We start from the raw sequence: 24,738 nt of genomic DNA, 5'->3' as shown, positions 1-24,738 counted from the left end.
AATCACGGGGGTACGACAAGATCCGGATACTGGACCGAGACGCCGGAAACCCCGGCAGGTGAGGAGGGATTGGATGGGTATCGGCCCCGATGACGCAGTGCCTGAAGCCGACGCCGCAGAACAGCGGCAGATTGTCGACTCCGACTGGGACGGTCAGGAGGCGGGCCTGGACACCGCGTACCTGGACGACGCCACCGATCGGGATGCCAACGAAGCCGACGTGATCGAGCAGGCTTTCATCGTCCCCACCGACGACGACTGGGACGACGGCAACGGGTGAGCGCCGACCTGCACGTACACCGCTACGGCCCGCCGGGCCCGATGCGGGTGCTGGCCCTGCACGGGCTGACCGGTTACGGGGGACGCTGGCGGCATCTGGCCGGCCACGTGCCCGAGACCGCCGTCGCCGCGCCCGATCTGCTGGGCCACGGTCGCTCGTCGTGGGCGGCGCCGTGGACCATCGACGCCAACGTCTCGGCGCTGTCCGCGCTGCTCGACGATGCCGCCGCACCGGTGCTGGTGGTCGGCCACTCGTTCGGTGGCGGCCTGGCGCTGCACCTGGCAGCGTCCCGCCCGGACCGGGTGGCGGCGCTGCTGCTGCTCGATCCGGCGGTCGGGTTGGACGGTGCGTGGATGCGCGACATCGCCGACGGGATGTTCTCCTCCCCCGACTACCCCGGCGCCAGGGAGGCCCGCATGGAAAAGGCGACAGGCTCCTGGGCGGATGTGGACCCGGCGCTGCTGGCGTCCGAGATCGACGAGCACCTCGTCGAGCTGCCCAACGGGCGCTACGGCTGGCGGGTCAGCCTGCCGGCGATGATGTCCTACTGGAGCGAACTGGCCCGCGACGTCGTGCTGCCGCCGGCCGGGACGACCACGATCCTGGTGCGGGCGAAGCGAACCTCGCCGCCGTACGTGAGCGATCGATTGATCGATTCGCTGCAGGAACGGCTGGGTTCCGATTTCGAGCTGCTGGATTTCGACTGCAACCACATGGTGCCCCACGCCAAGCCCACCGAAACCGCGGCGCTGATCCGCGGGCTGCTGGAAGACCGCTGACCGTGGCGCCGGTGACCGACGAGCAGGTGGAGCGGGTGCGTTCGCTGGTCGCGGCGATTCCGTCCGGCCGGGTCGCCACCTACGGCGACATCGCTTCTGTCGCAGGGCTTTCCAGCCCGCGCATCGTCGGATGGATCATGCGGACCGACTCCTCGGACCTGCCCTGGCACCGGGTGATCACGGCGTCCGGACGCCCGGCGCGGCACCTGACCTCCAGGCAGCTGGAGTTGCTGCGCGCCGAGGGCGTGCTCGCCGTCGACGGCAGGATCGCGCTGGATGAGGTGCGCCACGAGTTCCCGCCGGGGGTTAGGAGGCCGCGCCGGTGATCTCGCTGGGCACACTTTTCGCTGAAGTCCGGTGTGCGCTCACGGCTTTGAGTGTGAGTCCACGGTGCAGATTTCGCGGATCTACCGCCCCCCACACACACTCGAAGCCGTGGGTTCACACTCAAGCGTGTTACTAAGGCTAAATCACCAGCCGGACCAGGGCCGCGGTGCGCGCCAGGCCGGGAAACGCCTCGGCCGTCGAGCGCGGGTGCAGCGCGTGGACAGCGAGACGAAACATCAACGCGCGCAACAACATCTGCGGCCACTCCGGCAGCGCGTTCCACCGTTCGATCAGGCCGTCGTCGGCCTCGCCCCAGGACAGCGCGTCGACCACGACGACGCCCGCGGCCCACGACGCGGGGCGCCAGTACGGCGTGATGTCGGTGATCCCCGGCGCCGCGGTGCCGATGAAAAGCACTGTGCCGTAAAGGTCCCCGTGGACCAGCTGGTTGGGGCTCTTAGTCGGCCGGCGCAGGGTGGCGAGCTGGTTGATCAGCTCGACGGATCGTTCGGCGTCCGCCGACGGCGGGGCGGTTCGGGCGCCCGGCGGGACCGAGGCCAGCGGCCGCTCCTCCCACGCCGCGCGGTCGGCGGCGATGAAGACGTCGACGTCCGACCACGGCGCGGTGGGGCCCTGGGTCAGGAATCGGGGGCGTTCCAGTTTGCCGGTCGCCTCGTGCAGCCGCACCGCCGCCGAGACGACTTCGTCATGCCGGGGCTCCGGGGTGCCGGCGACGAAGGTGTCCGCCCGCCACCCGGACACCACGTAGCGCCCGTCGGTGGAGCGGACCGGCCGGGCCAGGCGGACGCCGTCGACGAACAGCGTCTCGCGCACCCGGGCCGACCAGGCCGCGCGGGCATGGTCGGCGACGATCGACAACACGACTTCGCCGCATCGCCAGCCGCCTTCCCAACTGGCGCCCAACGGGACGGGCTGCACACCGGTCAAACCGAACGCCGCCAGCACATGCTCCGGCGGTGGCTCGACTGTCACACCGGTAGCGTAGACGAGCCGACCTGCGGTCTCGGGTCAGTACATGACCATGTCGGGCTGCATCTGCTCGGCCCACGCCACGATGCCGCCCTGCAGGTGGACCGCGTCGGAGAAACCGGCCTTCTTCACCGCGGCCAGCGCCTCGGCCGAGCGCACGCCGGTCTTGCAGTACAGCACCGCCGTGCGGTCGTGGGGCAGCTGCGCCAAGCCCTCGCCGGAGCTGAGCAGCGACTTCGGGATCAGCCGCGCGCCGTCGATGTGGTTGATGTTCCACTCCACCGGCTCGCGCACGTCGATCAGGGCGAGCTTCTTGCCCGAGTCCAGCAGCTCGCGCAACTCCCGCGGGGTGATGGTGGAATCGGCCGCGGCGGCGGTGCCTTCGGAGGACACCGCGCCGCAGAAATCGTCGTAGTCGATCAGCCCGGTGATCCTCGGCCTGGCGGGGTCCTTGCGGACGATGATCGTGCGGTAGCTCATCTGAAGGGCGTCGTAGATCATCAGCCGGCCGAGCAGCGGTTCGCCGATGCCGGTGATCAGCTTGATCGCCTCGGTGCCCATCACCGACGCGATGGAGGAGCAGACGATGCCCAGCACGCCACCCTCGGCGCAGGAGGGCACCGACCCCGGTGGCGGCGGCTCGGGGTAGAGGTCGCGGTAATTCAGGCCCCGCCCGTCGGGGGCGTCCTCCCAGAACACCGACACCTGGCCCTCGAACCGGTAGATCGAGCCCCACACGTACGGCTTCCCGGCGAGCACGGCGGCGTCGTTGACCAGGTAGCGGGTGGCGAAGTTGTCGGTGCCGTCGAGGATCAGGTCGTACTGCCCGAACAGCTCGACGGCGTTGTGCGAATCCAGCCGGAACTCGTGCAACCGCACGTCGACCAGCGGGTTGATGGCGGCGATCGAGTCGCGCGCCGACCGCGACTTCGGCCGCCCGACGTCGGCCACCCCGTGGATGATCTGGCGCTGCAGGTTCGACTCGTCGACGACGTCGAAGTCGACGATGCCGATGGTGCCGACGCCGGCCGCGGCCAGATAGAGCAGGGCGGGGGCGCCGAGCCCGCCCGCGCCGATCACCAGCACCCGCGCGTTCTTCAGGCGCTTCTGACCCTCGACACCGAGCTCGGGAATGATCAGATGGCGGCTGTAGCGGGCCACCTCATCGCGGCTCAGCCCGGCTGCGGGCTCGACCAGTGGCGGCAGTGGCGTCTGCGATGTCGACACCGAACATCTCCTCGGTAGCTTTCGTCCGCTCTATCCATCACAGCAGTTGCCCGGAGCAACGGCAAACCGCCGGCGCCGCTTCCCGGGGCGGGCCCCGTGGGCGTCGAGACTGCGCACCGATCGCGGTTGGCGCGCTGACCCACGCTCTGAGCGCAGTCTCGCCGCACTCCGGCCTGCCGGGTCAGGCGATGGGATACGGCCAGGGGTTGAACCGGCAGGTCTTGCCGTCGGCCTTGACGACGTCGGGGTCGAACTTGGCCGCGTCGTCGTTCGAGGTGGAGAACGTCTGCTGCATCATCACCGGCGCCAGGCCGCCCTGCTGCTCACACGGCTCGTGGCGGACGTAGCCGATGGCGTGGCCGACCTCGTGGTTGATCACATACTGCCGATAGGACCCGACGTCGCCCTCGAACGGGACCGCCCCACGCACCCAGCGCGCCTCGTTGATGAAAACCCGCGCCTCCCGGCCGGGCCCGTAAACCGGGTTGTAGCAGGACGTCTCGAGCCGGAACTCGTAGCCGCACCCGCCACGCACCGTGACCGGCGACACCAGCGAGATGCGGAAGTCGGGTTTGCCGTTATCGATCCGCACGAAGGCGAATTGCGGATTGTGCGTCCAGCCCTTGGGGTTGCCGAGCGTCTGATCGACCATCTGGGCGAAGGCCTCGTCGCCGCCGAACATCGTGGCGTCGATGCCGTTTTCGACCTCGACGGTGTACCGGAACACCTTGGCGGTGCCCTGGCCGATCTGCGGCGTCACGCCCGGCACGATGTGCCAGGTCTTGTCGCCCGCCTCGGTGAACGGACCGCCGTCGGGCAGGGTGCCGGCCGGCAGGTTCGCGTCGAAGGCGGCCAGGCCGCGCGGCGGTGCGTCGATGATCGACGTGCCCACCGCGCCGATGTCGGGCGTGCCCTGAATGGATTGCGTCGCCGTCGGTTTCGGCGCGCCGGTGCCGGTGACGGTCTGATAGATCACCAGCCCGGTGAGCACCACCAAGGCGGGCAACGCATAGGCGCGCCAGCCATAGGTGGAGACGAACCGTCCCAACCACGTCTGCTTGCGCCATTGGCGCGGCCGCTCGCGGTCGGCGCGGGTCCGTCCCGCGTCCCGCGCGATCGGGTCGCGCAGGGCCCGCAGTGGTTCTCGCCACTCGTCGCGCAGCACCGGAACTCGACCGGTGCCGCGCACAGGCCGCTGGGACGTCATTTCCCCAGGATTGCACAGCCCGGCACCATGACCACCCTTGGCGCGCCCGAATGCGACCCACGACACCGCTCCTGCCAGCGCCGACGACGGCGATGACAGTCACCGGGCCGTTACGGGTAGTAATGTCGTTGCGACTAGCCGCGTGCGGCTGGCCCCGGCGGGCCGACGGCCAGTTGCCAACGATCAGATGAGGACTCGATGAGCGATCTCGCCAAGGCGGCCCGGCGCACGATGAAGCCGGCCGACCGTGGTCGACCGGGCGACGGCGTGGTGCCCGCCAATCGGCGTGGCAACCGCCTGCCGCGCGACGAGCGCCGGGGCCAATTGCTGATCGTGGCCAGCGACGTCTTCGTCAACCGCGGCTACCACGCGGCCGGCATGGACGAGATCGCCGACCGGGCCGGCGTCAGCAAACCCGTTCTGTATCAACACTTTTCGAGCAAGCTAGAGCTCTACCTGGCGGTGCTGGCGCGGCACGTCGAGAACCTGGTGTCGGGCGTGCAGCAGGCGTTGAGCACCACCACCGACAACCGACGGCGGCTGCACGCGGCGGTGCAGGCCTTCTTCGACTTCATCGAGCACGACAGCCAGGGTTACCGGCTGATCTTCGAGAACGACTATGTCACCGAGCCGGAGGTGGCGGCGCAGGTGCGGGTGGCCACCGAATCCTGCATCGACGCCGTGTTCGACCTGATCAGCGCCGATTCCGGCCTCGATCCGCACCGGGCCCGCATGATCGCGGTCGGACTGGTCGGCATCAGTGTCGACTGCGCCAGGTACTGGCTGGACTCCGACCGCCCGATCTCGAAGGCGGACGCCGTCGACGGCACCGTCCAGTTCGCCTGGGGCGGGCTGTCCCACGTCCCGCTTACTCGCTCTTAGCGGCCTTGCTCGCGTGCCTGGCGGCCGATTCGGCCGCCCCGATCCCGAAGCCGACCCGGCGGGCGTCGGCGACACCGATCTCGACGTAGGCGATCTTGGCGCTTTGCACCAGGAAGCGGCGGCCCCGCTCGTCGTTGAGGGTGAGCAGGCCCGAGTCGTCGCGCAGCGCGGACGCGACGAGCTCTTCGATTTCGGCTTGCGTCTGCGTACTGGACAAGACCAGCTCCCGCGGACTGTCCGTGATACCGATCTTGACCTCCACGGTGGCCCCTTCCATTGGCTTCGAAGTTCGCAGACGCGTCAGCAGCAGGCTAGTGGACGGCCCGGCGCCGCATGTCCCCCCGGGGCCCGGTTCGCGGTAAGCGAAACCCGGCCCGCCCGAACATAACGATTCGCTCCCAGCTCGGCCAACATGCCGCTCGCCGGCGAAACCGGCATATTCACATCGGTAACATCGGCACCATCAGACACATGGTCACCGATCGTCTCGGCCCAGTCTCCGGCCCCATCGAGGACTACCCCGACGACGACTACGACGGAGCCGACACCGACGTACTGGACGGCTACGGCGATCTGGCCTGGCCGGGAGACACCCGCTGGCGCCCCGCCGCCGCGATCCTCGGCGTCGTGGTCGACTTCGGCGCCATCGCGACCGCGGTCATCATCAACAGCGGCGACAGCGCCTCGACCAAGGCGACCGTCGGGGCCCCGGTGCCACCGCCGCTGACGTCCTCGGCGCCCAGGACGACGGCCCCGGTGGCCCCGCCCAGCGCGTCGCCGACCCCGTTGCCCCCCGAGACGGTGACGACGGTGACCCCGCCGCCCAGCGTCACGCTCAGCCCGGCGCCGGCCCAGACGCCGACCGCGGCGCCACCACCGCCGGCCGCGCCGCCGCCGGTGGCGCTCAACCCGCGCACCGTGGTCTACAGCGTGACCGGCACGAAACAGCTGCTGGACCTGGTGAACGTCGTCTACACCGACGCCCGGGGCTACCCGCACTCGGAGTTCAACGTGTCGCTGCCGTGGTCGAAGGTGATCGTGTTGAATCCGGGCGTTCAGACGGTGTCGGTGGTGGCGACGAGCTTCTACGGCCAGCTCGATTGCGAGGTCGTCAATGCCGCCGGCCAGCCGGTGGTGATGTCGGCCAGCAACGGCCCCGTGGCCACCTGCACCCGCTGAGGCGGCTCCGGGTCAGCTCAGGCCGAGTTCGCGCATCCGCCGGTCGTGCGTCTGCTGCAGCCGGTCGAAGAACGCGGTGAGCTGACCCAGGCCCCCGGGGCCCGAGACCACCAGGTCGACCAGCTCGTCGTGCTCGGCCAGCACGTATTGGGCCTGGGTGATCGCCTCGCCGAACAGGCGGCGAGACCACAGCGCCAGCCGGCTGCGCTGCTTGCCGCTGGCGGTCACCGCGGCGCGCACCTCGGCGACCACGAACTGCGAGTGCCCGGTCTCCGACAGCGCCGCGCGCACGACGTCGGCGACCTCGTCGGGCAGACCGTCGGCGATCTCGAGGTAGAGGTCGGCGGCCAGCGCGTCGCCGACATAGGTCTTCACCAGGGCTTCCAGCCAGGTGCTGGGCATCGTCAGCCGGTGATAGTTCTCCAGCGCCGAGACGTACTTCGCCATCGCAGGCACCACGTCCACGCCGCGGCGTTCCAGCGCGTCGCGCAGCAGCTCGTAGTGCTGCATCTCGGCGGCGGCCATGCTGGCCATCGAGATCCGCCCGCGCAGGTCGGGCGCCATCCGCGCCTCGTCGGTGAGCCGATAGAACGCGGCGACCTCGCCGTAGGCCAAAACGGCGAACAACTCGTTGACGCCCGGGTGATCCGCCGACAGCCGAGAAGCGGGCGGATCGTCCACCTGGTCGGCGCGCGAGGGCCCGGAAAGGGGCGGGGTCATGGCAACACTGTAGTCGGCGGGATTAGCACGAAATGGGCGCCAGCTTTCGACCAGCTATCATGGACACAGGTATTGGCTGAATTCTTCAATCTTCATCTGCCAGTACCGGCGAAATGTGCGTGCACAGCTGGCCCAGACCGTGACAGGGCCGCGACTCGGCGACGTATTCGGAGTCGGAACTCGTGCGCGCGTGACCGCGACAGAGAAACACCGACAACACCGATACCGTCCCCGAAAGGCTTGTCCCCCACGTATGACCGCACTTGACAGCACAACTGAACTGACTTTTGCCAAACTCGGCGTTCGCGACGAAATCGTCCGCGCACTGGCCGAAAAGGGGATCGAACGCCCCTTCGCCATCCAAGAACTGACCCTGCCCATGGCACTGGCCGGCGACGACGTCATCGGCCAGGCCCGCACCGGCATGGGCAAGACCCTGGCGTTCGGGGTGCCGCTGCTGCAGCGCATCACCGACGGCGCCGCGCTTCGGCCGCTCAACGGCGCCCCGCGGGCGCTGGTCGTGGTGCCCACCCGCGAGCTCTGCCTGCAGGTGACCGACGACCTGGCGACGGCCGCCAAGTATCTGACCGCCGAGGGTGGCCGTGCGCTGGCCGTGGTGTCCATCTACGGCGGGCGCGCCTACGAGCCGCAGATCGACGCGCTGCGTGCCGGCGCCGACGTCGTGGTGGGCACCCCCGGCCGGCTGCTCGACCTGTGCCAGCAGGGCCACCTGCAGCTGGGCGGCCTGTCGGCACTGGTCCTCGACGAGGCCGACGAGATGCTCGACCTGGGCTTTTTGCCGGACATCGAGCGCATCCTGCGCCAGATCCCCGCCGAACGGCAGTCGATGCTGTTCTCGGCGACCATGCCGGACCCGATCATCACGCTGGCCCGCACCTTCATGAACCAGCCCACCCACATCCGCGCCGAGGCGCCGCATTCCGCCGCCACGCACGACACCACCGAGCAGTTCGTCTACCGCGCCCACGCGCTGGACAAGGTGGAGCTGGTGAGCCGCGTGCTGCAGGCCCACGGCCGCGGCGCGACGATGATCTTCACCCGCACCAAGCGCACCGCGCAGAAGGTCGCCGACGAACTGGCCGAGCGCGGCTTCAAGGTCGGCGCCGTGCACGGCGACCTGGGTCAGATCGCCCGCGAGAAGGCGCTGAAGGCGTTCCGCACCGGCGACATCGACGTGCTGGTCGCCACCGACGTGGCCGCCCGCGGCATCGACATCGACGACGTCACGCACGTCATCAACTACCAGATCCCCGAGGACGAGCAGGCCTACGTGCACCGGATCGGCCGCACCGGTCGCGCCGGCAAGACCGGGGTCGCGGTCACCCTGGTGGACTGGGACGAGCTTCCGCGCTGGACGATGATCGACAAGGCCCTGGGCCTGGAATCCCCCGATCCCGCCGAGACCTACTCGAGCTCACCGCACCTGTTCGACGAGCTCGGCATCCCCGCGGAGGCGGGCGGCACGGTCGGGGCGCCGCACAGGTCGCCGGGCAAGCGGCGCGACGCCGATCGCAGGGATTCGATTGAAGGCCCGGCACCGGAGAAGCCGGCCCGGAAGCGGTCCGGCACCCGCCGCCGCACCCGTGGCGGCCAGCCCGTCACCGGACACCCCGCCGCCAACGGCGGCGCCGCGGCCAACGGCGACGCCGCCGCGACCGCACCGTCGGAATCGGGTTCCGGCGCACCCGCGGGGAACGCCGGGACCCCCCGGCGCCGCCGGCGGCGCCGCAAGCCCACCTCCCAAACCACTGCAGCCACCGCGAACTGAGGCCCGCGCCGCCGCATGGTCAAACCGGAACGCCGGACCAAGGGCGACGTCCTGGCAGCCGCGGCGATCGCGGTCGTCATCGCCCTCGGGGCGGCGCTGATCTGGTGGACCAGCGATGCGCGGGCCACCGTCAGCCGCCCGGCCGCGATTCCGGTGCCCGCCCCGACCCCCGCGCGGGAGGTCCCGGCCACCCTGAAGCAACTGTGGACCGCTCGCAGCCCGGGCACCACGGCGCCGGTGGTGGTCAGCGGGACGATCGCCACGGCCGACGGCCGCCGGGTCGACGGGCGCGACCCGAGCACGGGCCAGTCCCGGTGGAGCTACGCGCGTGACACCGAGCTGTGCGGCCTGTCGTGGGTCTACCACTACGCCGTCGCGGTCTTCAGGGACGACCGCGGCTGCGGGCAGGTCAGCACCCTCGACGGGGCCACGGGCCGGCGCGGCGCCGCCCGCAGCGGCTACGCCGACCCGCGCGTGCGCCTGTCCTCCGACGGCACCACGGTGTTGTCGGTCGGCGACACCCGGCTGGAGCTGTGGCGCTCGGACATGGTCCGGATGCTCGCCTACGGCGAGACCGACGCCCGGGTGAAGCCGTCGGCGCGGGGCCTGCACTCGGGGTGCCGGCTGATCTCGGCGGCGGCCAGCTCGTCGGCGGTGTCGGTGCTGGAGAGCTGCGCGCAGCAGGCCGACCTGCGGCTGGTGCTGTTGCGCCCCGGCAAGGAGGACGACGAGCCCCAACAACACGTCGTCGCCGAGCCCGGGATCGGGGCGGCTTCGGGCGCCCGCGTGCTCGCCGTCTACGAGAACAACACCGCGGTGTACCTGCCGTCACCGCAGCCCCGGGTCGAGGTGGTCGACGACACCGGCACCACCGTGGCCAGCACGCTGCTGCCCGGGCCGCCGTCGGCCTCGGCGGAGGTGTCGCAGACGGGCAACCTGGTGACCTGGTGGACCGGCGACTCGCTGATGGTGTTCGACGCCGGCACCATGACCCTGCGCTACACGATCGCCAAGGGCGAGACGACCGCGCCGCTGGGTCCGGGCGTGATGATGGCCGGCCGGCTGCTGGTGCCGGTCACCGGCTCGATCGGCGTGTACGACCCGGTCAGCGGCGCGAACCAACGCTACATCCCGGTGAACCGGGCGCCCGGCGACGCGGCGGTGGTCCCGGCAGTGTCGGGATCGCGGGTGTTCGAGCAGCGCGGTGACACCGTGGTGGCGTTGGGCTGACGGCCCTCGGCCTGGCGTGCCGAGCAGACGCAAAAGCCCCCGACACGCCGTGCATTCGGGGGCTTTTGCGTCTGCTCGCGCTGAAGCTAAACCTCGACGGCGAACGTCGGCAGCGGCTTGCCGGTCTTCCAGTGCCTGATCAACGCCTTGGCCAGCTCGCCGTAGGCGACGGCACCCTTGTTCTTGCGCCCCGCCATCACCGACGAGCCCGACGCGCTGGCCTCGGCGAAGCGCACCGTGCGCGGGATCGGCGGGGCGAGCACCGGCAGGTCGTAGCGGTCGGCGACGTCGAGCAACACGTCGCGGGTGTGGGTGGTGCGGGAGTCGTACAGCGTCGGGAGGGCGCCCAGCAGCCGCAACTCCGGATTGGTGATCTGCTGGACGTCGGCGACCGTGCGCAGGAACTGGCCGACGCCGCGGTGCGCGAGCGTCTCGCACTGCAGCGGCACGATGACCTCGTCGGCGGCCGTCAGGCCGTTGAGGGTGAGCACACCCAGCGACGGCGGGCAGTCGATGACGACCACGTCGAACTGGTCGGAGAGCTTGGCCAGCCCGCGCTTCAGCGCGTATTCGCGACCGGCCCGCATCAGCAGCATCGCCTCGGCGCCCGCGAGGTCAATGTTGGCCGGCAGCAGCGTCATTCCCTCCATGGTGGAGACCAGCGCGGCGTTCGGCTCGACCTCGCCGAGCAGGACCTCGTGCACGGACACCGGCAGCTTGTCGGGATCCTGGCCGAGCGAGAAGGTCAGACAGCCCTGCGGGTCCAGGTCGACCAGCAGCACCCGCTTGCCCTCGTCCGCCATCGCCGCGCCCAGCGAGGCAACCGTCGTCGTCTTGGCGACGCCCCCCTTCTGATTGGCCACCGCCAGTACCCGGGTCTTATTCACAGGCGCCCGCCCCTCCTTGTTGCCGCGGTCACAGTGCCCATCCTGGCATGTTCGAACGCCGAGCGCTTCGGGCACGCCCGTCCGGCAGAATCGGTCGGCATGGGCATCTACAACCACCGGCTGGTCCTGCTGCGCCACGGCGAGACGCCGTGGTCCAAGTCCGGCCAGCACACGGGCCGTACGGATCTCGAGCTCACCGATCACGGGCGGGTCCAGGCCGAGCTCGCCGGCCGGGTTCTGCGCGAACTGAACCTCGCCGACCCCCTGGTGGTCAGCAGCCCGCGCATCCGGGCGCTGACCACGGCCAAGCTGGCCGGGCTGGCCGTCGACGAGGTGTCCGAGCTGCTCGCCGAATGGGATTACGGTGCCTACGAGGGGCTGACGACCCCGCAGATCCGCGAATCCGACCCCGACTGGCTGGTGTGGACGCACGGCTGCCCGGGCGGCGAGAGCGTGCAGCAGGTCAGCGACCGCGCGGACAAGGCCGTCGAATTCGCGCTGGGGCACATGGGCTCGCGCGACGTCGTCTTCGTGGGCCACAGCCACTTTTCCCGCTCGGTCATCACGCGCTGGGTCGAATTGCCCCTCGTCGAGGGCAGCCGCTTCTGGATGCTCGCCGGCTCGATCGCGGTGTGCGGGTTCGAGCACGGCGTGCGCCAGCTCGCCGCGCTCGGATTGACGGGCAACCCGCAGGCGATCGCGCCCGGGTGAGCGCGACCCAACCGCCGTTCGCGCTGTGCGGGCCGCGCGGGACCCTGGTTGCCGACAACGTGCGGGCGGCCTACCGCGACGTCGGCGCGGCCCAGGCGGCGCTGCGCTCGGGAGCGGCCCCAATAGTGTTGGGCGCGTTGCCTTTCGACGTGAGCGGACCCGCGGCCTTGCTGGCGCCGGACGCCGTGCGGTCCCTCGCCGGCCCGCCCGATTGGCCGACGGGCCCGCTGCCGCGGGTGCGCGTGGCCGCCGCGCTGCCGCCGCCGGCCGACTACCGCGAGCGGATCGGCCGCGCGCGGGACGTGCTGGCCGCGTCGGACAATCCGCTGCACAAGGTGGTGTTGGCGCGCGCGTTGCGGCTGGTCGCCGACGCTCCCCTGGACGCGCGGGTCATCCTGCGCCGGCTCGTCGCGGCGGACCCGGCCGCCTACGGCTACCTCGTCGACCTGACCGCCGCCGGCGACGAGTGCGCGGGAACCGCGCTGGTGGGCGCCAGCCCGGAGCTTCTTGTCGCGCGCACCGGCGACCGCGTGGTGTGCCGGCCGTTCGCCGGTTCGGCCCCGCGCGCCGCCGACCCGGAGGCCGACGCCGCCAACGGCGCCATGCTGGCCGCCTCGGCCAAGGACCGGCACGAGCATCGGCTGGTGATCGACGCGATGCGCGCCGCGCTGGAACCCCTGTGCGACGAGCTGACCATCGCGCCCGAACCGGAGTTGAGCCGTACCGCGGCGGTCTGGCACCTGTGCACGCCGATCAGCGGTCGGCTGCGCGACACGTCCACCACCGCAATCGATTTGGCGTTGGCGCTGCACCCCACCCCGGCTGTCGGCGGCGTTCCGACCAAGGCCGCCACCGAGCTCATCGCCGAGCTGGAGGGTGACCGCGGTTTCTATGCCGGGGCGGTCGGCTGGTGCGACGCCGCCGGCGACGGCCGCTGGGTGGTGTCCATCCGGTGCGCGCAGCTGTCGGCGGACCGCCGCACCGCGCTGGCGCGCGCCGGCGGCGGCATCGTCGCCGAATCCGACCCCGACGCCGAGGTCGCGGAAACCACAACGAAATTCGGCACTATCCTCACCGCGCTGGGCGTTGAGCAATGACAAAACACATACGCCGCGCAACACCGGAAGACGTCGCCGACATTACCGGCATGATCCACGCGCTGGCCGAATTCGAACGCGCCGCCGAGCAATGCACGGTCACCGAAACGCAAATTTCCACAGCGCTTTTCGGTACTCCACCCACCGTGCACGGGCATGTCGCCGAAGTCGACGGCGAGGTCGCCGCCATGGCGCTGTGGTTCGCCAACTTCTCCACCTGGGACGGTGTCGCGGGCATCTACCTCGAAGACCTGTTCGTGCGGCCGGGTTTTCGGCGCCGCGGCCTGGCCCGCGCCCTGCTGGCGGCACTCGCGCGCGAGTGCCTCGACCAGGGCTACACGCGGCTGTCGTGGGCGGTGCTGAACTGGAACGCCGACGCGATCGCGCTGTACGACGGCGTCGGCGCCGCGCCGCAGCCCGAGTGGACCACCTATCGGCTGTCCGGCCCGCGGTTGGCCGAACTCGCCGGACCGCCCTGATCGCGGCCCGCGGCCCAGCGCAGGGCCGGCGGACTGAACAGCAGGACCAACACCGCGGCCGCCAGGATGCCCACCGGGACGCCGACCGCCGGCCGGTGTGAGCCGGCCGCGAGGTACCACGCCACCGGAAGCAGCAGCAGCTGGGTGAAGATCCCCAGCCCGCGACCCCAGCGCCTGCCGCGCGCCAGCGCCCGCCCGGCGGCCAGCACCACCCCGCCGACCAGGAGGAACCACACCGCCGTGCCGAGTCCGTTGACCACCCGCTGGTCGGCCCCCGCGATGCCCCGCACCACCAGCGCCACGGCCACCGCCAGGGCGGCCACGCCCTGCACCGCGACGAGCAGACCCGCCACGCGGACCGCGGCCGGAGGGGGTGGCGGATTCACAGCGTCAGCGTAATCACCGGCACTTGCCCCAAAGCGGGGCCTTAACCGCCCCGCATAAGCTCGTGCATCATGCGCGCCGTGCTGATCGTGAACCCCACAGCCACTTCCACCACTCCAGCCGGTCGCGACCTGCTTGCGCACGCGCTCAAGAGCCGCCTGCAGCTCAACGTCGAGCACACCACCCATCGCGGTCACGGCGCCGAACTCGCGCAACGGGCTGTGCAGGACGGGATCGACCTGATCGTCGTGCACGGCGGCGACGGCACCGTCAGCGGCGTGGTCAACGGATTGCTGGGCCGCCCGGGCGCCTCCCCGTCGGGACCGGTGCCCGCGCTCGCGGTGGTCCCCGGCGGCTCGGCGAACGTGCTGGCCAGGTCGCTGGGCATCTCGCCGGACCCGATCGCCGCCACCAATCAGCTCATCCAGCTGCTCGACGACTACCGTCGCCGCCAGACCTGGCGCCGCATCAGCCTGATCGACTGCGGCGAGCGCTGGGCGGTGATCAACGCCGGGATGGGCGTCGATGCCGAGGTGGTCGCCGCGGTGGAGGCCCAGCGCAACAAGGGCATCAAGGTCAACGCGTTCCGGTATTGGCGCGTGGCGATACCCGTCACGGTGGCCTTCAGGCGCCGCGAACCCACCCTGACCGTCGAGTTGGCCGGCCGCGAGCCGGTCGCAGGGGTGCACTTCGCCTGGGTGTCCAACACCAGCCCGTGGACCTACAGCAACAGCCGGCCGTTGGTGACCAACCCGGGCTGCAGCTTCGAGTCGGGCCTCGGTGTGTTCGCGCTCACCGACATGAAGGTGCTTCCGACGCTCCGACTGGTCGCCCAGCTGCTCGGCAAGGGGCCCAAGGGGGAACCCAAACAGCTGATCCGCGACGACGACGCCCCTTGCGTGCGGGTGACGGCGACCGGCGAGCCGGTCGCCAGCCAGTTCGACGGCGATTATCTCGGCCTGCGCCAATCGATGACGTTCAGGTCGGTCCCCGATGTGCTGCCGGTGGTCGCGCCCCCCGGTAAAAACTATCCCTGACCTGCGGTAACGAAACGGCCCGAAAAACCCTTCGCCTGGAGCGGCCCGTTAGTGTAGTACAACGGAGTAAGGGCCTGACTAAGAAATCAGGGTAGTGAGATAGCCCACGAGGGTTACTCACGCTATTGACATCTGTTGAGCCTGTGAAACGATCGAAAGGTTGCATGCAGAAATTTGTGTAGGGGTGCGGACCCTTTTCTTGTGCACGCGTTAACAGCGAAGAAAATTGGCCGTGCGCCTTGCTGCGCACTCAGTGAGGAGTAATTACTTATGGATTGGCGCCACAAGGCGGTCTGTCGTGACGAGGACCCGGAGCTGTTCTTCCCGGTCGGGAACAGCGGCCCGGCGCTCGCGCAGATCGCTGACGCGAAACTGGTCTGCAATCGGTGCTCGGTGACCACGGAATGCCTTTCGTGGGCGCTGAACACCGGCCAGGACTCGGGCGTCTGGGGGGGCATGAGCGAAGACGAGCGGCGCGCACTCAAGCGCCGCAACGCCCGGACGAAGGCCCGTAGCGGAGTCTGACCAGCAGATCGCTAACAGTGCGGCCCCGACATTCGTCGGGGCCGCACTGTTGCGTCAGGGGATCTACAGCAGCAACCTGCTCCGGCGGCCGATCGGCACCCGCAGCACCACGTCGGTGCCGCGGGCGGCGGCGCGACGCATCCCCAGCGTCCCGTCCAGTTCAGCCGACACCAGGGTCCGCACGATCTGCAGGCCCAGGCTGTCGGAGTTCTCCAGGCTGAACCCGTCCGGCAGTCCGCGGCCGTCGTCGTGCACGACGACGTCGAGCCAGCGCGCGGAACGCTCGGCGCGAATGGTCACCGAACCCTCCTGGGCCGCCGGGTCGAATGCGTGCTCGATCGCGTTCTGGACGAGTTCGGTGATCACCATGATCAGGGCCGTAGCCCGGTCGGAGTCCAGCACGCCCAGGTCGCCGACCCGGTTGATCCGGATCGGCCGGTCCACCGAGGCCACGTCGTTCATGATCGGCAGGATCCGGTCGATGACCTCGTCGAGGTTCACCTGCTCGTCCACCGACATCGACAGCGCGTCGTGGACCAACGCGATCGACGACACGCGGCGCACCGACTCGATCAGGGCTTCCCGGCCTTCGGCATTGGCCGTGCGCCGCGCCTGCAGGCGCAGCAGGGCCGCCACCGTCTGCAGGTTGTTCTTCACCCGGTGGTGGATCTCGCGGATGGTGGCGTCCTTGGAGATCAGCGCCCGGTCGCGGCGCTTGACCTCGGTGATGTCGCGGATCAGCACGGCGGCGCCCGCGCTGGCGCCGTGAACCACCAACGGCAGCGTCCGCAACAAGACCGTGGCGCCGCCGGCGTCGACCTCCATCCGCATGCTCCGGCCGCCGGCGAGCAGGTCGCGCACGTGCTCGGCCACCTCCTGCGCCTCGAACGGGTCGGAGATCAGCGGCCGCGTCGCTTCGACGAGATGGTGGCCCTCCAGCTCCGACGTCAGGCCCATCCGGTGGTAGGCCGACAGCGCGTTGGGGCTGGCGTAGGCGACGACGCCGTCGACGTCGAGGCGGATGAAGCCGTCGCCCGCGCGCGGGGTGGAGCGCGACATGACGACGTCCCCGACGTCGGGAAAGGTGCCCTCGGCAAGCATCTGCACCAAGTCCATGGCGCAGTCGCGGTAGGCGGTCTCCAGCTGGCCGGGCGTGCGGTCGGCCGCTTCGGCGGTCTGGTGTCGTGTGATCGCCGCGACCACGTGGCCGCCGTACCGCACCGGGGAGGCCGTGACGTGGGGGCCGGGCAGCGGCCACGAATGCTCTTGGCCCGCATCGGCTTCCACCACGCCGGCGCCGGAGACGAACACCTCGTCGACGAGCGGCAGCCGGTCGGCGGTGACGACGGTGCCCACCGCATCGGTTTGCAGAACCGTGGGCGCGGTGTTGGGTCGGCACTGCGCCACGCACACCAGCATGCCGTCGTCGCGGCGCACCCACATCAGGTAGTCAGCGAAGGACAGGTCGGCCAGCAGCTGCCACTCCCCCACCACCGCGTGCAGGTGGTCGACCGCGTTGCCCGGCAGCATCGTGTGTTCGGCAAGCAGGTCACCGAGCGTGGACATGGATTACTCCCGCGTCGTTTCCGGGCGGCAGAGAGAAAGCGTCAAGCGGCTAGCTGATCACGGCGATGAGGTCGCCCGCCTGAATGACGTCGCCCACCGCCACACTGACCTTGCTGACCGTGCCGTCGACCTCGGCCAGGACGGGGATCTCCATCTTCATCGACTCCAGCAGCACGACGACGTCGCCCTTGCCGATCGGGTCACCCTCGCTCACAACAACCTCGAGCACGCTGGCCACGATCTCGGCGCGAACATCCTCCGCCATCTTCACCCCACTCGTCCCGGGCCATCTGTGCATGCTGGCTGCTGGTGCATCAAGGTCATGTATATCGAACCATAGGACCGGTTCCGAGGGCGGGACGCGGGGCGTGAGACAATGTGAGGCAACCTGACGGGCGCCCGGCGCCCTTTCTCGGCGAACCAATCAGCGACGAAGCAATCACGGAGGATGACGATGGCCAAGCGTGGCCGGAAGAAGCGCGACCGCAAGTACAGCAAGGCCAACCACGGCAAGCGGCCCAACTCCTAGTCGGGGCCGCTAGTCCGCTCCGCGGATGATGGTGGTCCGGCGGATTTCCAGCCGGAGGCGCTCCTTCAGCCCCTCGGGGGCCTTCTCGCCGGTGCATTTCGTCGCGATCAGGGCCTTGAGCCGCTCCTCGATGCCGTAGTGCTGGAAGCACCCGGGGCACGCCTCGAGATGATGGCGCAGCCGCTCCTTGGCCTCCGGGGTGCACTCGCCGTCGAGCAAGGTCCATACCTCGGCAATCACTTCGGCACACCCGATGCCGTGGGAGTGGCTGTCGTCGTCGGCGCGCGGGTCGGGGGGACCGGCGGACTCGCTCATGACGACACCTCCTCGTGCGCTTGCTGACCGCGGTTGAAACCGCGCTCCTTGGCCACGTCGGCCAACAGACCGCGGAGTTGCCGTCTGCCGCGGTGCAGCCGTGACATTACCGTCCCGATCGGCGTATCCATGATCTCGGCGATTTCCTTGTACGGAAATCCCTCGACGTCGGCGTAGTAGACCGCCATCCGGAACTCCTCCGGCAGGGCCTGCAGCGCCGCTTTGATCTCGTCGTCGGGCAGCGATTCCAGCGCCTCGACCTCCGCCGAACGCAACCCCGTCGAGGAATGCTCGGCGTTGGACGCCAACTGCCAGTCGGTGATCTCCTCGGTCGGGTATTCCGCCGGCTGACGCTGCCTCTTGCGGTAGCTGTTGATATAGGTGTTGGTCAGGATGCGGTACAGCCACGCCTTGAGGTTGGTGCCGGCCCGAAACGAGCGGAATCCCGCGTAGGCCTTCACCATCGTCTCCTGCAGCAGGTCCTCCGCGTCGGCGGGGTTGCGCGTCATGCGCAGCGCGCCGCCGTACAGCTGGTCCAGCAGGGGAATCGCGTCGCGCTCGAAGCGCGCCATCAGCTCCTCGTCGGTCTCCTCCGGCGGTGCCGGCTCGAGAGCCTCTAAACCGCTAGCGCCGTCGATATCGGCCATTTCGATTAACACGGTCCCTTCCGCAGCGGTGTCGCCGAGCGGCATCGAAAGCGCCGCCGGGCGCGCAAGCAGGCACGTCGCCGTTGGCACCAGACTGCTCCTCCCAATCTAGAGGCTGCCCCCGACAGTGTCTGCCTGGGCCTGCCGCGTCTGCATCAGAAACCGACTGCTGTAACAGCGCCGGGCGACCAGCTAATTCCCGGGTCTCCCGGTGGCGTTAGTGTGACGCCATGTCCCTGAACGGCAAGACCATGTTCATCTCCGGCGCCAGTCGCGGTATCGGCCTGGCCATCGCCAAACGCGCCGCACAGGATGGCGCCAACATCGCCCTGATCGCCAAGACCGCCGAGCCGCACCCGAAGCTGCCGGGCACGGTGTTCACCGCCGCCAAGGAGCTCGAGGACGCGGGCGGACAGGCCCTGCCGATCGTCGGGGACGTGCGCGACCCCGATTCGGTGGAGTCCGCGGTGGCCAAGACCGTCGAGCAATTCGGCGGCATCGACATCTGCGTCAACAACGCCTCGGCGATCAACCTGGGCTCCATCACCGAGGTGCCGATGAAGCGGTTCGACCTGATGAACGGCATCCAGGTGCGCGGCACGTATGCGGTGTCGCAGGCCTGCATCCCCCATCTGAAGGGCCGGGAGAACCCGCACATCCTGACGCTGTCGCCGCCGGTGCTGCTCGGCAAGGAGTGGCTCAAGCCGACCGCGTACATGATGGCCAAGTTCGGAATGACGTTGTGCGCGTTGGGGATTGCCGAGGAGATGCGCGAGGCGGGCATCGCGTCGAACACGCTGTGGCCGCGCACCTTGGTGGCCACGGCCGCGGTGCAGAACCTGCTCGGCGGCGACGAGGCCATGGGCCGGGCCCGCAAGCCCGAGGTGTACTCCGACGCGGCCTACGTCATCCTCAACAAGCCCGCCCGCGAGTACACCGGCAACACGCTGCTGTGCGAAGACGTGCTGGTGGAATCGGGCGTCACCGACCTGTCGGTGTACAACTGCGTACCGGGTTCGCAGCTCGGCGTCGACTTCTGGGTGGACGGCGTCAACCCGCCGGGGTACACGGGTCCGTAGTCGTGATCGCAAGCGCGGCGCAGCCAGGCGCAGCGGGTCACGACCATGGGACGTAGTCGTGATCGCAAGCGCGGCGCAGCCGGGCGCAGCGGGTCACGACCATGGGACGTAGTCGTGGCCGGTGCCGCCACGCCGGCGATCGCCGCACTGGTGCAGGCCGGCGTTGCGCACGAGGTCGTCAGATTCTCCCACGATCCCCGCGAAGCGTCGTACGGCGCCGAGGCGGTGCACGCGCTGACCGAAGCGCACGGGATCGCGCCGGGGCAGATCTACAAGACCCTGGTCATGGCGGTGCCTGGCGGGCTGGCGGTCGCGGTGCTGCCGGCACCGGCCCGGCTGTCGCTGAAGGCGGCCGCCGCCGCGCTGGGTGTCGCCAAGGCGAGCATGGCCGAACCGGCGGCCGCCCAGCGGGCCACCGGCTACGTCGTAGGCGCCATTTCGCCGTTCGGGCAGCGCCGGGCGCTGCCCACGGTCATCGACGCCGGCGCCCTCGACTGGGAGCGGGTGTACTGCAGCGCGGGAAGGCGCGGCTGGGACGTCGGTGTCGCGCCGCAGGATCTGATCCGGCTCACCGCCGCGATCACCGCCGACATCGCGTCCTGAGCCCGCGAGCGTAACCGGGCTGCGGTTTTCCGGGCGGATTTTCGCAGTGCGGTTACGCTCGAAGCGCGCGGAACGCCCCGCTGCTCAGGCTCGGTCGCCCGCCTCGCTGAGAAAGCCCTCGATGACGGGGGCGAGTTCGGTCGCGTTGTGCACGATGTCGATGTGGCCGCCCGAATGCAGGTAGAGAATCGCATGGGGCAGCAGCCGGTGCAGGATGTGGGCGTTGACCACCGGGATGATCGGGTCGTCGGTGCCCGAGACGATCAGCGTCTCCTGCCGCACCGCGGGCAGCGCGAACAGGCTGGTCCACACCGAGCCCGCGAGCAGTTGGTGCAGGTAGCCGAGCTTCGACCCGGCGTGCAACTGCCGCACGAACAGGCGCGCCACGTCTTCGCCGTGGGCGCGCACGGTACCGCCGTAGAGGTCACCGGCGATCGAAGCGGCGTAGTCGGGATCCGAAAACCGGCGCGGGGTAATCATTTTCGACAGCACCGATAAGCGGGCAGGCACCATGAGCACGCCGGTGCCGGTCGCCACCAACACCATCCGCCGGCAACGACGCGGATTCTGGAAGGCGAACTGCTGCGCCAGCGCGCCGCCCCACGACAGCCCGAAGATGTCCACCACGCCGATGTCGAGCTTGGACAGCACCCGGCCCAAAACCCAGGCCAGGTAGGGAAACCCATACGGCAGCGGCGACGTCGGCGATCCCCCGGTGCCCGGCACGTCGAACCTGACCACGGTCATCGGCAGCTGCTCGACCAGCGGATCGAGTACCTCCAGGCTCGCCCCGATGCCGTTGCACAGCACCAGCGGCACGCCCGTGCCTTCGCGCACGTTCACCCGGATCCGCTGCCCGCCGGCACTGACGTAGCGCTCCTCGCCGATCGTGCTCGGCGTTACCACGCGCAGGCGCCTCTGCGGTGCGCCACGCTTGCTCACTTCTCCATCACATAACCGCCGGGGGCCGGCCCAAGTGGCGGAAGCCCCTCGCCGCCGAGCGCTTTCGGAGCATCGACCTTCGGGCCGCTGCGCTCGTCGAGCCACCCGACGTAGTCCGGCCACCAGGAGTCGCTCGACTGCGTCGACGACTCCAGCCACTGTTGCGGATCCTCGGCGTCGACCGGTCCGGTGCGGTAGGACGCCTTCGGGTTGCCCGGCGGGTTGACCAACGCCGCGATGTGGCCGCTGGTGGACAGCACGTAGCGGTTGTCCTTGCTGCCGAGCAGTCGGGCGCTGCGATAGGTCGCCTGCCACGGTGAGATGTGATCGGCGACGCCTCCGACGACGTACGCGTCGGCGGTGACCTTCCCCAGGTCGACCGGGCTGTCCAGCATGGTGAGCGCGCCAGGGGTGACGAGGGCGTTGCGTTGCGCCATCAAAATCATGTCGCGGTGCAATGCGGCGGTCATCCGGGTGGTGTCGGCATTCCAGAACAACACGTCGAACGCGGCGGGCTTGCGGCCCTGCACGTAGTTGTTCACCCAGTACCGCCAGACCAGATCGGTGGGCCGCAGCCAGGCGAACATCTCCGCCATGTCGCGCCCGTCGAGATAGCCCTTGCGGCCCGAGACGCGGATCGCCGCCTGGGCGCCGCGATCGCTCATCATGGCGGCCGCGAAACCGGCGCGCGTCTCGTCCAGCACGGTGACCGACAGGTTCAGGCCGGCCACCCGGTCACCCTCGCCGATGTCAGCCAGGTGCGCCGCCGTCATCGCGGCCAGGATTCCGCCCGAGCAGGTGGCCAACAGATGGGTGCTGTCCGTCCCGGCGATCTTCTGCACCGCGTCCATCGCCTCGACGATCGCGGCGCCGTACGCGTCGAAGCCCCAATCCCGGTGCCGCTTTTGCGGATTGCGCCAGGAGATGGCGAAGACCTGCTGGCCCTGCTGCACGAAGTACTCGATCATGCTGCGCCCGGGTGCGATGTCCATGATGTAGAACTTGTTGATCACCGGCGGCACCATCAACAATGGGATCGCATTGACCTTCGGTGTCTGCGGGGCGTACTGGATCAGCTCGAACATCGAGGTCTGCAGCACGACCGCCCCCTTGGTGACCGCCAGGGTCTCGCCCACCGCGAAGGCGTCCGGCTCCACCATTGCGGGGACCCGGGGCTTCGAAAGCATGTCCCGCGCAAAGGCTTTGACGCCCCGGACGGCGCTCAGGCCGCCGGTGTCGATCATCGCCTTCCAGCCGAGCGGGCTGATCAGCGGGTTGTTGCTGGGCGCCAGGCCCTCGACGAGGTTGTCGACGACGAACTGCATCCGCTGATTGTCGCGCCAATCCAGCTCGGCTTCGGCGAGCAGCCCCTCGGCGGCCTCGGCGGTCGCCAGATAGGCCTGCATGATCCGGTGCAGCAATGGATTGTCCTGCCAGGCGGTGTCGCTGAAGCGCTTGTCGGCCCGGGCCGGCACGCGGTGCGAGTTGCCGGCCGCGATGGCGCCGAGTTCGCGGGTGAGGGCGGCGGCCCGGCCGGCCACCGCGCCGGGACGCTGCGCGAGGTTGGCGCCGAAGCGGGCCCAGGTGGCGTCCGGCATCATCCGGCTGGCAAACGGTTTGGTGGCACTGCTCAGCAGCAGGTCGAGGGGTGCGGCCAGCTCGTCGGCTTTCGCGGTTTGGGTAACCATGGTTATCGCGTGCTTTCGGTTGTCGGAACGGTGATTTCGCGCTTGAGGACCTTGCCGGTGGGTCCCTTGGGCAAGGTGTCGAGGAGCCACACCAGGCGCGGGTATTTGTAGGCGGCCACCCGCGCCTTGACGTACTCGACCAACTCTTCGGGCTCGACGGCCGCGCCCTCCTTGAGCGCGACGGCGGCGCCGACCTCCTCGCCGAGGGAATCGTGCGGGACGCCGACGACGGCGGCTTCGGCCACCGCCGGATGCTCGTAGAGCACCTCCTCGATCTCGCGGGGATAGACGTTGTACCCGCCGCGGATGATCATGTCCTTGGTCCGGTCGACGATGTAGAAGTAGCCGTCCTCGTCGACCCGGCCGACGTCGCCGGTGTTCAGCCAGCCGTCGGCGGTGATGGTGGTCGCGGTGGCCTCCGGCAGGTTCCAGTAGCCCTTCATCACGTTGTGGCCGCGGATCTGCACCTCGCCCGCCTGCCCCTGCGGCACCTCGACGCCGTCGAGGTCGACCACCCGCATCTCGACACCCTCGATCGGGGTCCCGATCGAACCGGCCTTGCGCGGCCGGTTCGGGTGATTGAACGCCGCCACCGGGGAGCTCTCGGAGAGCCCGTACCCCTCGAGAACCGGGCAGCCGAACGCCTTTTCGAAGTCGGTGAGCACCTGGACCGGCAGCGCCGCGCCGCCGGAGACGCAGATCCGCAGGCTGCGCGCCGCCCCCGGCGCGGCGTCGGCCGCCACGGCCAGCAGTGCCGAATACATCGTCGGCACGCCCTGGAAGACGGTGACGGCGTCGCGCTCGATCACCTCGAGCGCCTTGTGCGGGTCGAACCGCGGGATCAGCGTCAACGTCGCGCCGGCGCGGACGGCGCCGTTGAGGCCACAGGTCAGGCCGAAGACGTGAAACAGCGGCAGGCAGCCCATCACCACGTCGTCCGGCCCGGTGTCGATCAGGGTGCGGACGCTGACGTCGGCGTTGCGCCGGAGATTGCCGTGGGTGAGCATGGCGCCCTTGGGCTTACCGGTGGTCCCGGAGGTGTGCAGGATGACCGCGACGTCCTCGTCGTCGCGCGGTACCGGGGAGCCCTGGGCGGGCAGGTCGGCGATGAGGTCGGCCAGCCCGGCGTCGTCAACGAGCCAGCACTGCACCCCGGTCCCGGCCGCCCCGGCGGTGACCTCCTCGGCGAAGGCCGGCGTCGCGAACATGGCCTTGGCGCCGCTGTTGGACAGGTAATAGGCGATCTCGCGGGCCTTGAGCAGGGGATTCATCGGTACGGCGACGGCGCCGCGATAGGCGATGCCGTAGAAGGCGATGGCGAAGGCGGGCGTGTTGGGCAGCATCACGCCCACCCGGTCGCCCGGCTCGATCCCCGCCCGCTCCAGCAGCGTCGCCACCCGGGCCGCCGCGTCGTCGAATTCGGCGTAGGTGAGCTGCAGGTCGCCGCACCGCAGCGCCACGCGTCGTGGGTGACGATTCTTCGACGCGGCGAGATCGGCGCTCAGAGCGGTCATGGGATGCCTCCGGGACGTGCCAATGGTGCGTGCTTCAAGCGTGATCCAGGGCACCCCTGGCCACAATGTTCGCGCAAACAACAGCCGACCCCGTTCGGTGTGAGCGGTCACATTCGGCGGTCCCG

29 protein-coding genes are annotated in these 24,738 nt (G+C 69.8%); 15 read left to right on the top strand and 14 right to left on the bottom strand.

The features are described 5' to 3' along the window. Positions 1–73 precede the first annotated feature (73 nt). The 3 genes from A5696_RS21895 to A5696_RS21885 are packed head-to-tail and all read left to right on the top strand — an operon-like array spanning position 74 to position 1,385. Positions 74–280 (top strand): hypothetical protein, encoded by a 207-nt coding sequence (locus A5696_RS21895; RefSeq protein WP_067883085.1) that lies wholly within the window; start codon positions 74–76, stop codon positions 278–280. Beyond that, positions 277–1,059 (top strand): alpha/beta hydrolase, encoded by a 783-nt coding sequence (locus tag A5696_RS21890; protein WP_067883084.1) that lies wholly within the window; start codon positions 277–279, stop codon positions 1,057–1,059. Before A5696_RS21895 ends, A5696_RS21890 begins: the two co-directional genes overlap by 4 nt. Before the next feature lie 2 nt (positions 1,060–1,061). After that, positions 1,062–1,385 carry an MGMT family protein gene (locus A5696_RS21885; RefSeq protein ID WP_067883083.1) on the top strand — a complete coding sequence of 108 codons (324 nt, stop codon included), beginning with the start codon at positions 1,062–1,064 and terminating at the stop codon, positions 1,383–1,385. A 139-nt stretch (positions 1,386–1,524) separates the two neighbouring features. On the opposite strand, the gene A5696_RS21880 is transcribed toward A5696_RS21885, so the two are convergent. The 3 genes from A5696_RS21880 to A5696_RS21870 all read right to left on the bottom strand — a co-directional run bounded on the left by A5696_RS21880 (position 1,525) and on the right by A5696_RS21870 (position 4,810). Next, positions 1,525–2,379, bottom strand: a complete 855-nt coding sequence (locus A5696_RS21880) for a TIGR02569 family protein (RefSeq protein WP_067883082.1) — start codon at positions 2,377–2,379, stop codon at positions 1,525–1,527. Between the two features lie 36 nt (positions 2,380–2,415). Beyond that, the gene (gene moeZ / locus A5696_RS21875; RefSeq protein WP_067883081.1) at positions 2,416–3,603 is read right to left on the bottom strand and encodes an adenylyltransferase/sulfurtransferase MoeZ; all 1,188 of its coding nucleotides are present in this window, start codon (positions 3,601–3,603) and stop codon (positions 2,416–2,418) included. A gap of 181 nt (positions 3,604–3,784) precedes the next feature. Continuing rightward, positions 3,785–4,810, bottom strand: coding sequence for a DUF3152 domain-containing protein (locus tag A5696_RS21870; protein WP_197517047.1), 1,026 nt, complete (start codon positions 4,808–4,810; stop codon positions 3,785–3,787). 198 nt (positions 4,811–5,008) lie between these two features. Here A5696_RS21870 and A5696_RS21865 point away from each other — a divergent pair, with 198 nt between their 5' ends. Next, positions 5,009–5,692, top strand: a complete 684-nt coding sequence (locus tag A5696_RS21865) for a TetR/AcrR family transcriptional regulator (protein ID WP_067883079.1) — start codon at positions 5,009–5,011, stop codon at positions 5,690–5,692. On the opposite strand, the gene A5696_RS21860 is transcribed toward A5696_RS21865, so the two are convergent. Then, on the bottom strand, positions 5,679–5,954 hold the full coding sequence (locus A5696_RS21860; RefSeq protein WP_067883152.1) for a DUF3107 domain-containing protein: 276 nt from the start codon (positions 5,952–5,954) through the stop codon (positions 5,679–5,681). The two genes, A5696_RS21865 and A5696_RS21860, sit on opposite strands and share 14 nt — an antisense overlap. A 191-nt stretch (positions 5,955–6,145) precedes the next feature. Between A5696_RS21860 and A5696_RS21855 the strand changes: the two genes are divergently transcribed. Continuing rightward, a complete protein-coding gene (locus tag A5696_RS21855; RefSeq protein WP_369803375.1) occupies positions 6,146–6,871 on the top strand; it encodes an MmpS family transport accessory protein in 726 nt (241 codons plus the stop codon). 12 nt (positions 6,872–6,883) lie between these two features. On the opposite strand, the gene A5696_RS21850 is transcribed toward A5696_RS21855, so the two are convergent. Further along, positions 6,884–7,591, bottom strand: a complete 708-nt coding sequence (locus A5696_RS21850) for a ferritin-like fold-containing protein (protein ID WP_067883077.1) — start codon at positions 7,589–7,591, stop codon at positions 6,884–6,886. A gap of 253 nt (positions 7,592–7,844) precedes the next feature. Here A5696_RS21850 and A5696_RS21845 point away from each other — a divergent pair, with 253 nt between their 5' ends. Both A5696_RS21845 and A5696_RS21840 read left to right on the top strand, forming a co-directional pair. Next, positions 7,845–9,380, top strand: coding sequence for a DEAD/DEAH box helicase (locus A5696_RS21845; protein ID WP_067883076.1), 1,536 nt, complete (start codon positions 7,845–7,847; stop codon positions 9,378–9,380). Positions 9,381–9,395: 15 nt separating this feature from the next. After that, a complete protein-coding gene (locus A5696_RS21840) occupies positions 9,396–10,610 on the top strand; it encodes a hypothetical protein (RefSeq protein ID WP_067883075.1) in 1,215 nt (404 codons plus the stop codon). Between the two features lie 86 nt (positions 10,611–10,696). Here the strand turns inward: A5696_RS21840 and A5696_RS21835 are convergent, their stop codons facing one another. After that, positions 10,697–11,497 carry a ParA family protein gene (locus tag A5696_RS21835; protein ID WP_067883074.1) on the bottom strand — a complete coding sequence of 267 codons (801 nt, stop codon included), beginning with the start codon at positions 11,495–11,497 and terminating at the stop codon, positions 10,697–10,699. Positions 11,498–11,596: 99 nt separating this feature from the next. Between A5696_RS21835 and A5696_RS21830 the strand changes: the two genes are divergently transcribed. From A5696_RS21830 to A5696_RS21820, 3 genes are read left to right on the top strand one after another with little or no spacing between them, the layout of a single operon-like run. Further along, positions 11,597–12,208 (top strand): acid phosphatase, encoded by a 612-nt coding sequence (locus A5696_RS21830; RefSeq protein WP_067883073.1) that lies wholly within the window; start codon positions 11,597–11,599, stop codon positions 12,206–12,208. After that, positions 12,205–13,305, top strand: a complete 1,101-nt coding sequence (locus A5696_RS21825; RefSeq protein ID WP_067883072.1) for an isochorismate synthase MenF — start codon at positions 12,205–12,207, stop codon at positions 13,303–13,305. The genes A5696_RS21830 and A5696_RS21825 overlap by 4 nt, the downstream gene beginning before the upstream one ends. Then, positions 13,302–13,784, top strand: coding sequence for a GNAT family N-acetyltransferase (locus tag A5696_RS21820; protein WP_067883071.1), 483 nt, complete (start codon positions 13,302–13,304; stop codon positions 13,782–13,784). The genes A5696_RS21825 and A5696_RS21820 overlap by 4 nt, the downstream gene beginning before the upstream one ends. On the opposite strand, the gene A5696_RS21815 is transcribed toward A5696_RS21820, so the two are convergent. Next, the gene (locus A5696_RS21815; protein WP_067883070.1) at positions 13,736–14,170 is read right to left on the bottom strand and encodes a hypothetical protein; all 435 of its coding nucleotides are present in this window, start codon (positions 14,168–14,170) and stop codon (positions 13,736–13,738) included. The genes A5696_RS21820 and A5696_RS21815 overlap by 49 nt on opposite strands. Positions 14,171–14,239: 69 nt before the next feature. On the opposite strand from A5696_RS21815, the gene A5696_RS21810 reads away from it, so the two are divergent. Together A5696_RS21810 and whiB1 are read left to right on the top strand one after the other, a co-directional pair. After that, on the top strand, positions 14,240–15,205 hold the full coding sequence (locus A5696_RS21810; protein WP_067883069.1) for a diacylglycerol kinase family protein: 966 nt from the start codon (positions 14,240–14,242) through the stop codon (positions 15,203–15,205). Between the two features lie 270 nt (positions 15,206–15,475). After that, the gene (gene whiB1 / locus A5696_RS21805; RefSeq protein ID WP_066962223.1) at positions 15,476–15,730 is read left to right on the top strand and encodes a transcriptional regulator WhiB1; all 255 of its coding nucleotides are present in this window, start codon (positions 15,476–15,478) and stop codon (positions 15,728–15,730) included. Positions 15,731–15,793: 63 nt separating this feature from the next. Here the strand turns inward: whiB1 and A5696_RS21800 are convergent, their stop codons facing one another. Further along, on the bottom strand, positions 15,794–17,296 hold the full coding sequence (locus A5696_RS21800) for a sensor histidine kinase (protein WP_067883068.1): 1,503 nt from the start codon (positions 17,294–17,296) through the stop codon (positions 15,794–15,796). A gap of 49 nt (positions 17,297–17,345) precedes the next feature. Continuing rightward, positions 17,346–17,561, bottom strand: a complete 216-nt coding sequence (locus A5696_RS21795) for a biotin/lipoyl-binding carrier protein (protein WP_067883151.1) — start codon at positions 17,559–17,561, stop codon at positions 17,346–17,348. A gap of 189 nt (positions 17,562–17,750) precedes the next feature. Here A5696_RS21795 and A5696_RS29260 point away from each other — a divergent pair, with 189 nt between their 5' ends. Next, positions 17,751–17,825, top strand: coding sequence for a 50S ribosomal protein bL37 (locus A5696_RS29260; protein WP_003416889.1), 75 nt, complete (start codon positions 17,751–17,753; stop codon positions 17,823–17,825). 9 nt (positions 17,826–17,834) lie between these two features. On the opposite strand, the gene rsrA is transcribed toward A5696_RS29260, so the two are convergent. Beyond that, entirely contained in the window at positions 17,835–18,140 is a 306-nt protein-coding gene (rsrA, locus tag A5696_RS21790; RefSeq protein ID WP_067883067.1) for a mycothiol system anti-sigma-R factor, read from the bottom strand. Beyond that, positions 18,137–18,787 (bottom strand): sigma-70 family RNA polymerase sigma factor, encoded by a 651-nt coding sequence (locus A5696_RS21785; RefSeq protein WP_067883066.1) that lies wholly within the window; start codon positions 18,785–18,787, stop codon positions 18,137–18,139. The genes rsrA and A5696_RS21785 overlap by 4 nt, the downstream gene beginning before the upstream one ends. A gap of 230 nt (positions 18,788–19,017) precedes the next feature. Here A5696_RS21785 and A5696_RS21780 point away from each other — a divergent pair, with 230 nt between their 5' ends. After that, positions 19,018–19,866 (top strand): NAD(P)-dependent oxidoreductase, encoded by an 849-nt coding sequence (locus tag A5696_RS21780; RefSeq protein ID WP_067883065.1) that lies wholly within the window; start codon positions 19,018–19,020, stop codon positions 19,864–19,866. 114 nt (positions 19,867–19,980) lie between these two features. Next, on the top strand, positions 19,981–20,469 hold the full coding sequence (locus tag A5696_RS21775) for a YbaK/EbsC family protein (RefSeq protein WP_067883064.1): 489 nt from the start codon (positions 19,981–19,983) through the stop codon (positions 20,467–20,469). Positions 20,470–20,553: 84 nt separating this feature from the next. On the opposite strand, the gene A5696_RS21770 is transcribed toward A5696_RS21775, so the two are convergent. The 3 genes from A5696_RS21770 to A5696_RS21760 are packed head-to-tail and all read right to left on the bottom strand — an operon-like array spanning position 20,554 to position 24,613. Next, positions 20,554–21,381 (bottom strand): alpha/beta fold hydrolase, encoded by an 828-nt coding sequence (locus tag A5696_RS21770; protein WP_067883150.1) that lies wholly within the window; start codon positions 21,379–21,381, stop codon positions 20,554–20,556. 26 nt (positions 21,382–21,407) lie between these two features. Next, positions 21,408–23,099: an alpha/beta hydrolase gene (locus A5696_RS21765; protein ID WP_067883063.1), complete on the bottom strand. Its 1,692-nt coding sequence runs from the start codon at positions 23,097–23,099 to the stop codon at positions 21,408–21,410. A 2-nt stretch (positions 23,100–23,101) separates the two neighbouring features. Beyond that, positions 23,102–24,613, bottom strand: a complete 1,512-nt coding sequence (locus A5696_RS21760; protein ID WP_067883062.1) for a long-chain fatty acid--CoA ligase — start codon at positions 24,611–24,613, stop codon at positions 23,102–23,104. Between the last annotated feature and the right edge of the window lie 125 nt (positions 24,614–24,738).

The sequence above is a fragment of the Mycobacterium sp. E2699 genome (assembly GCF_001666745.1).
Classification (GTDB): Bacteria; Actinomycetota; Actinomycetes; order Mycobacteriales; family Mycobacteriaceae; genus Mycobacterium.
This window is presented reverse-complemented; position numbering and strand designations above follow the sequence as displayed.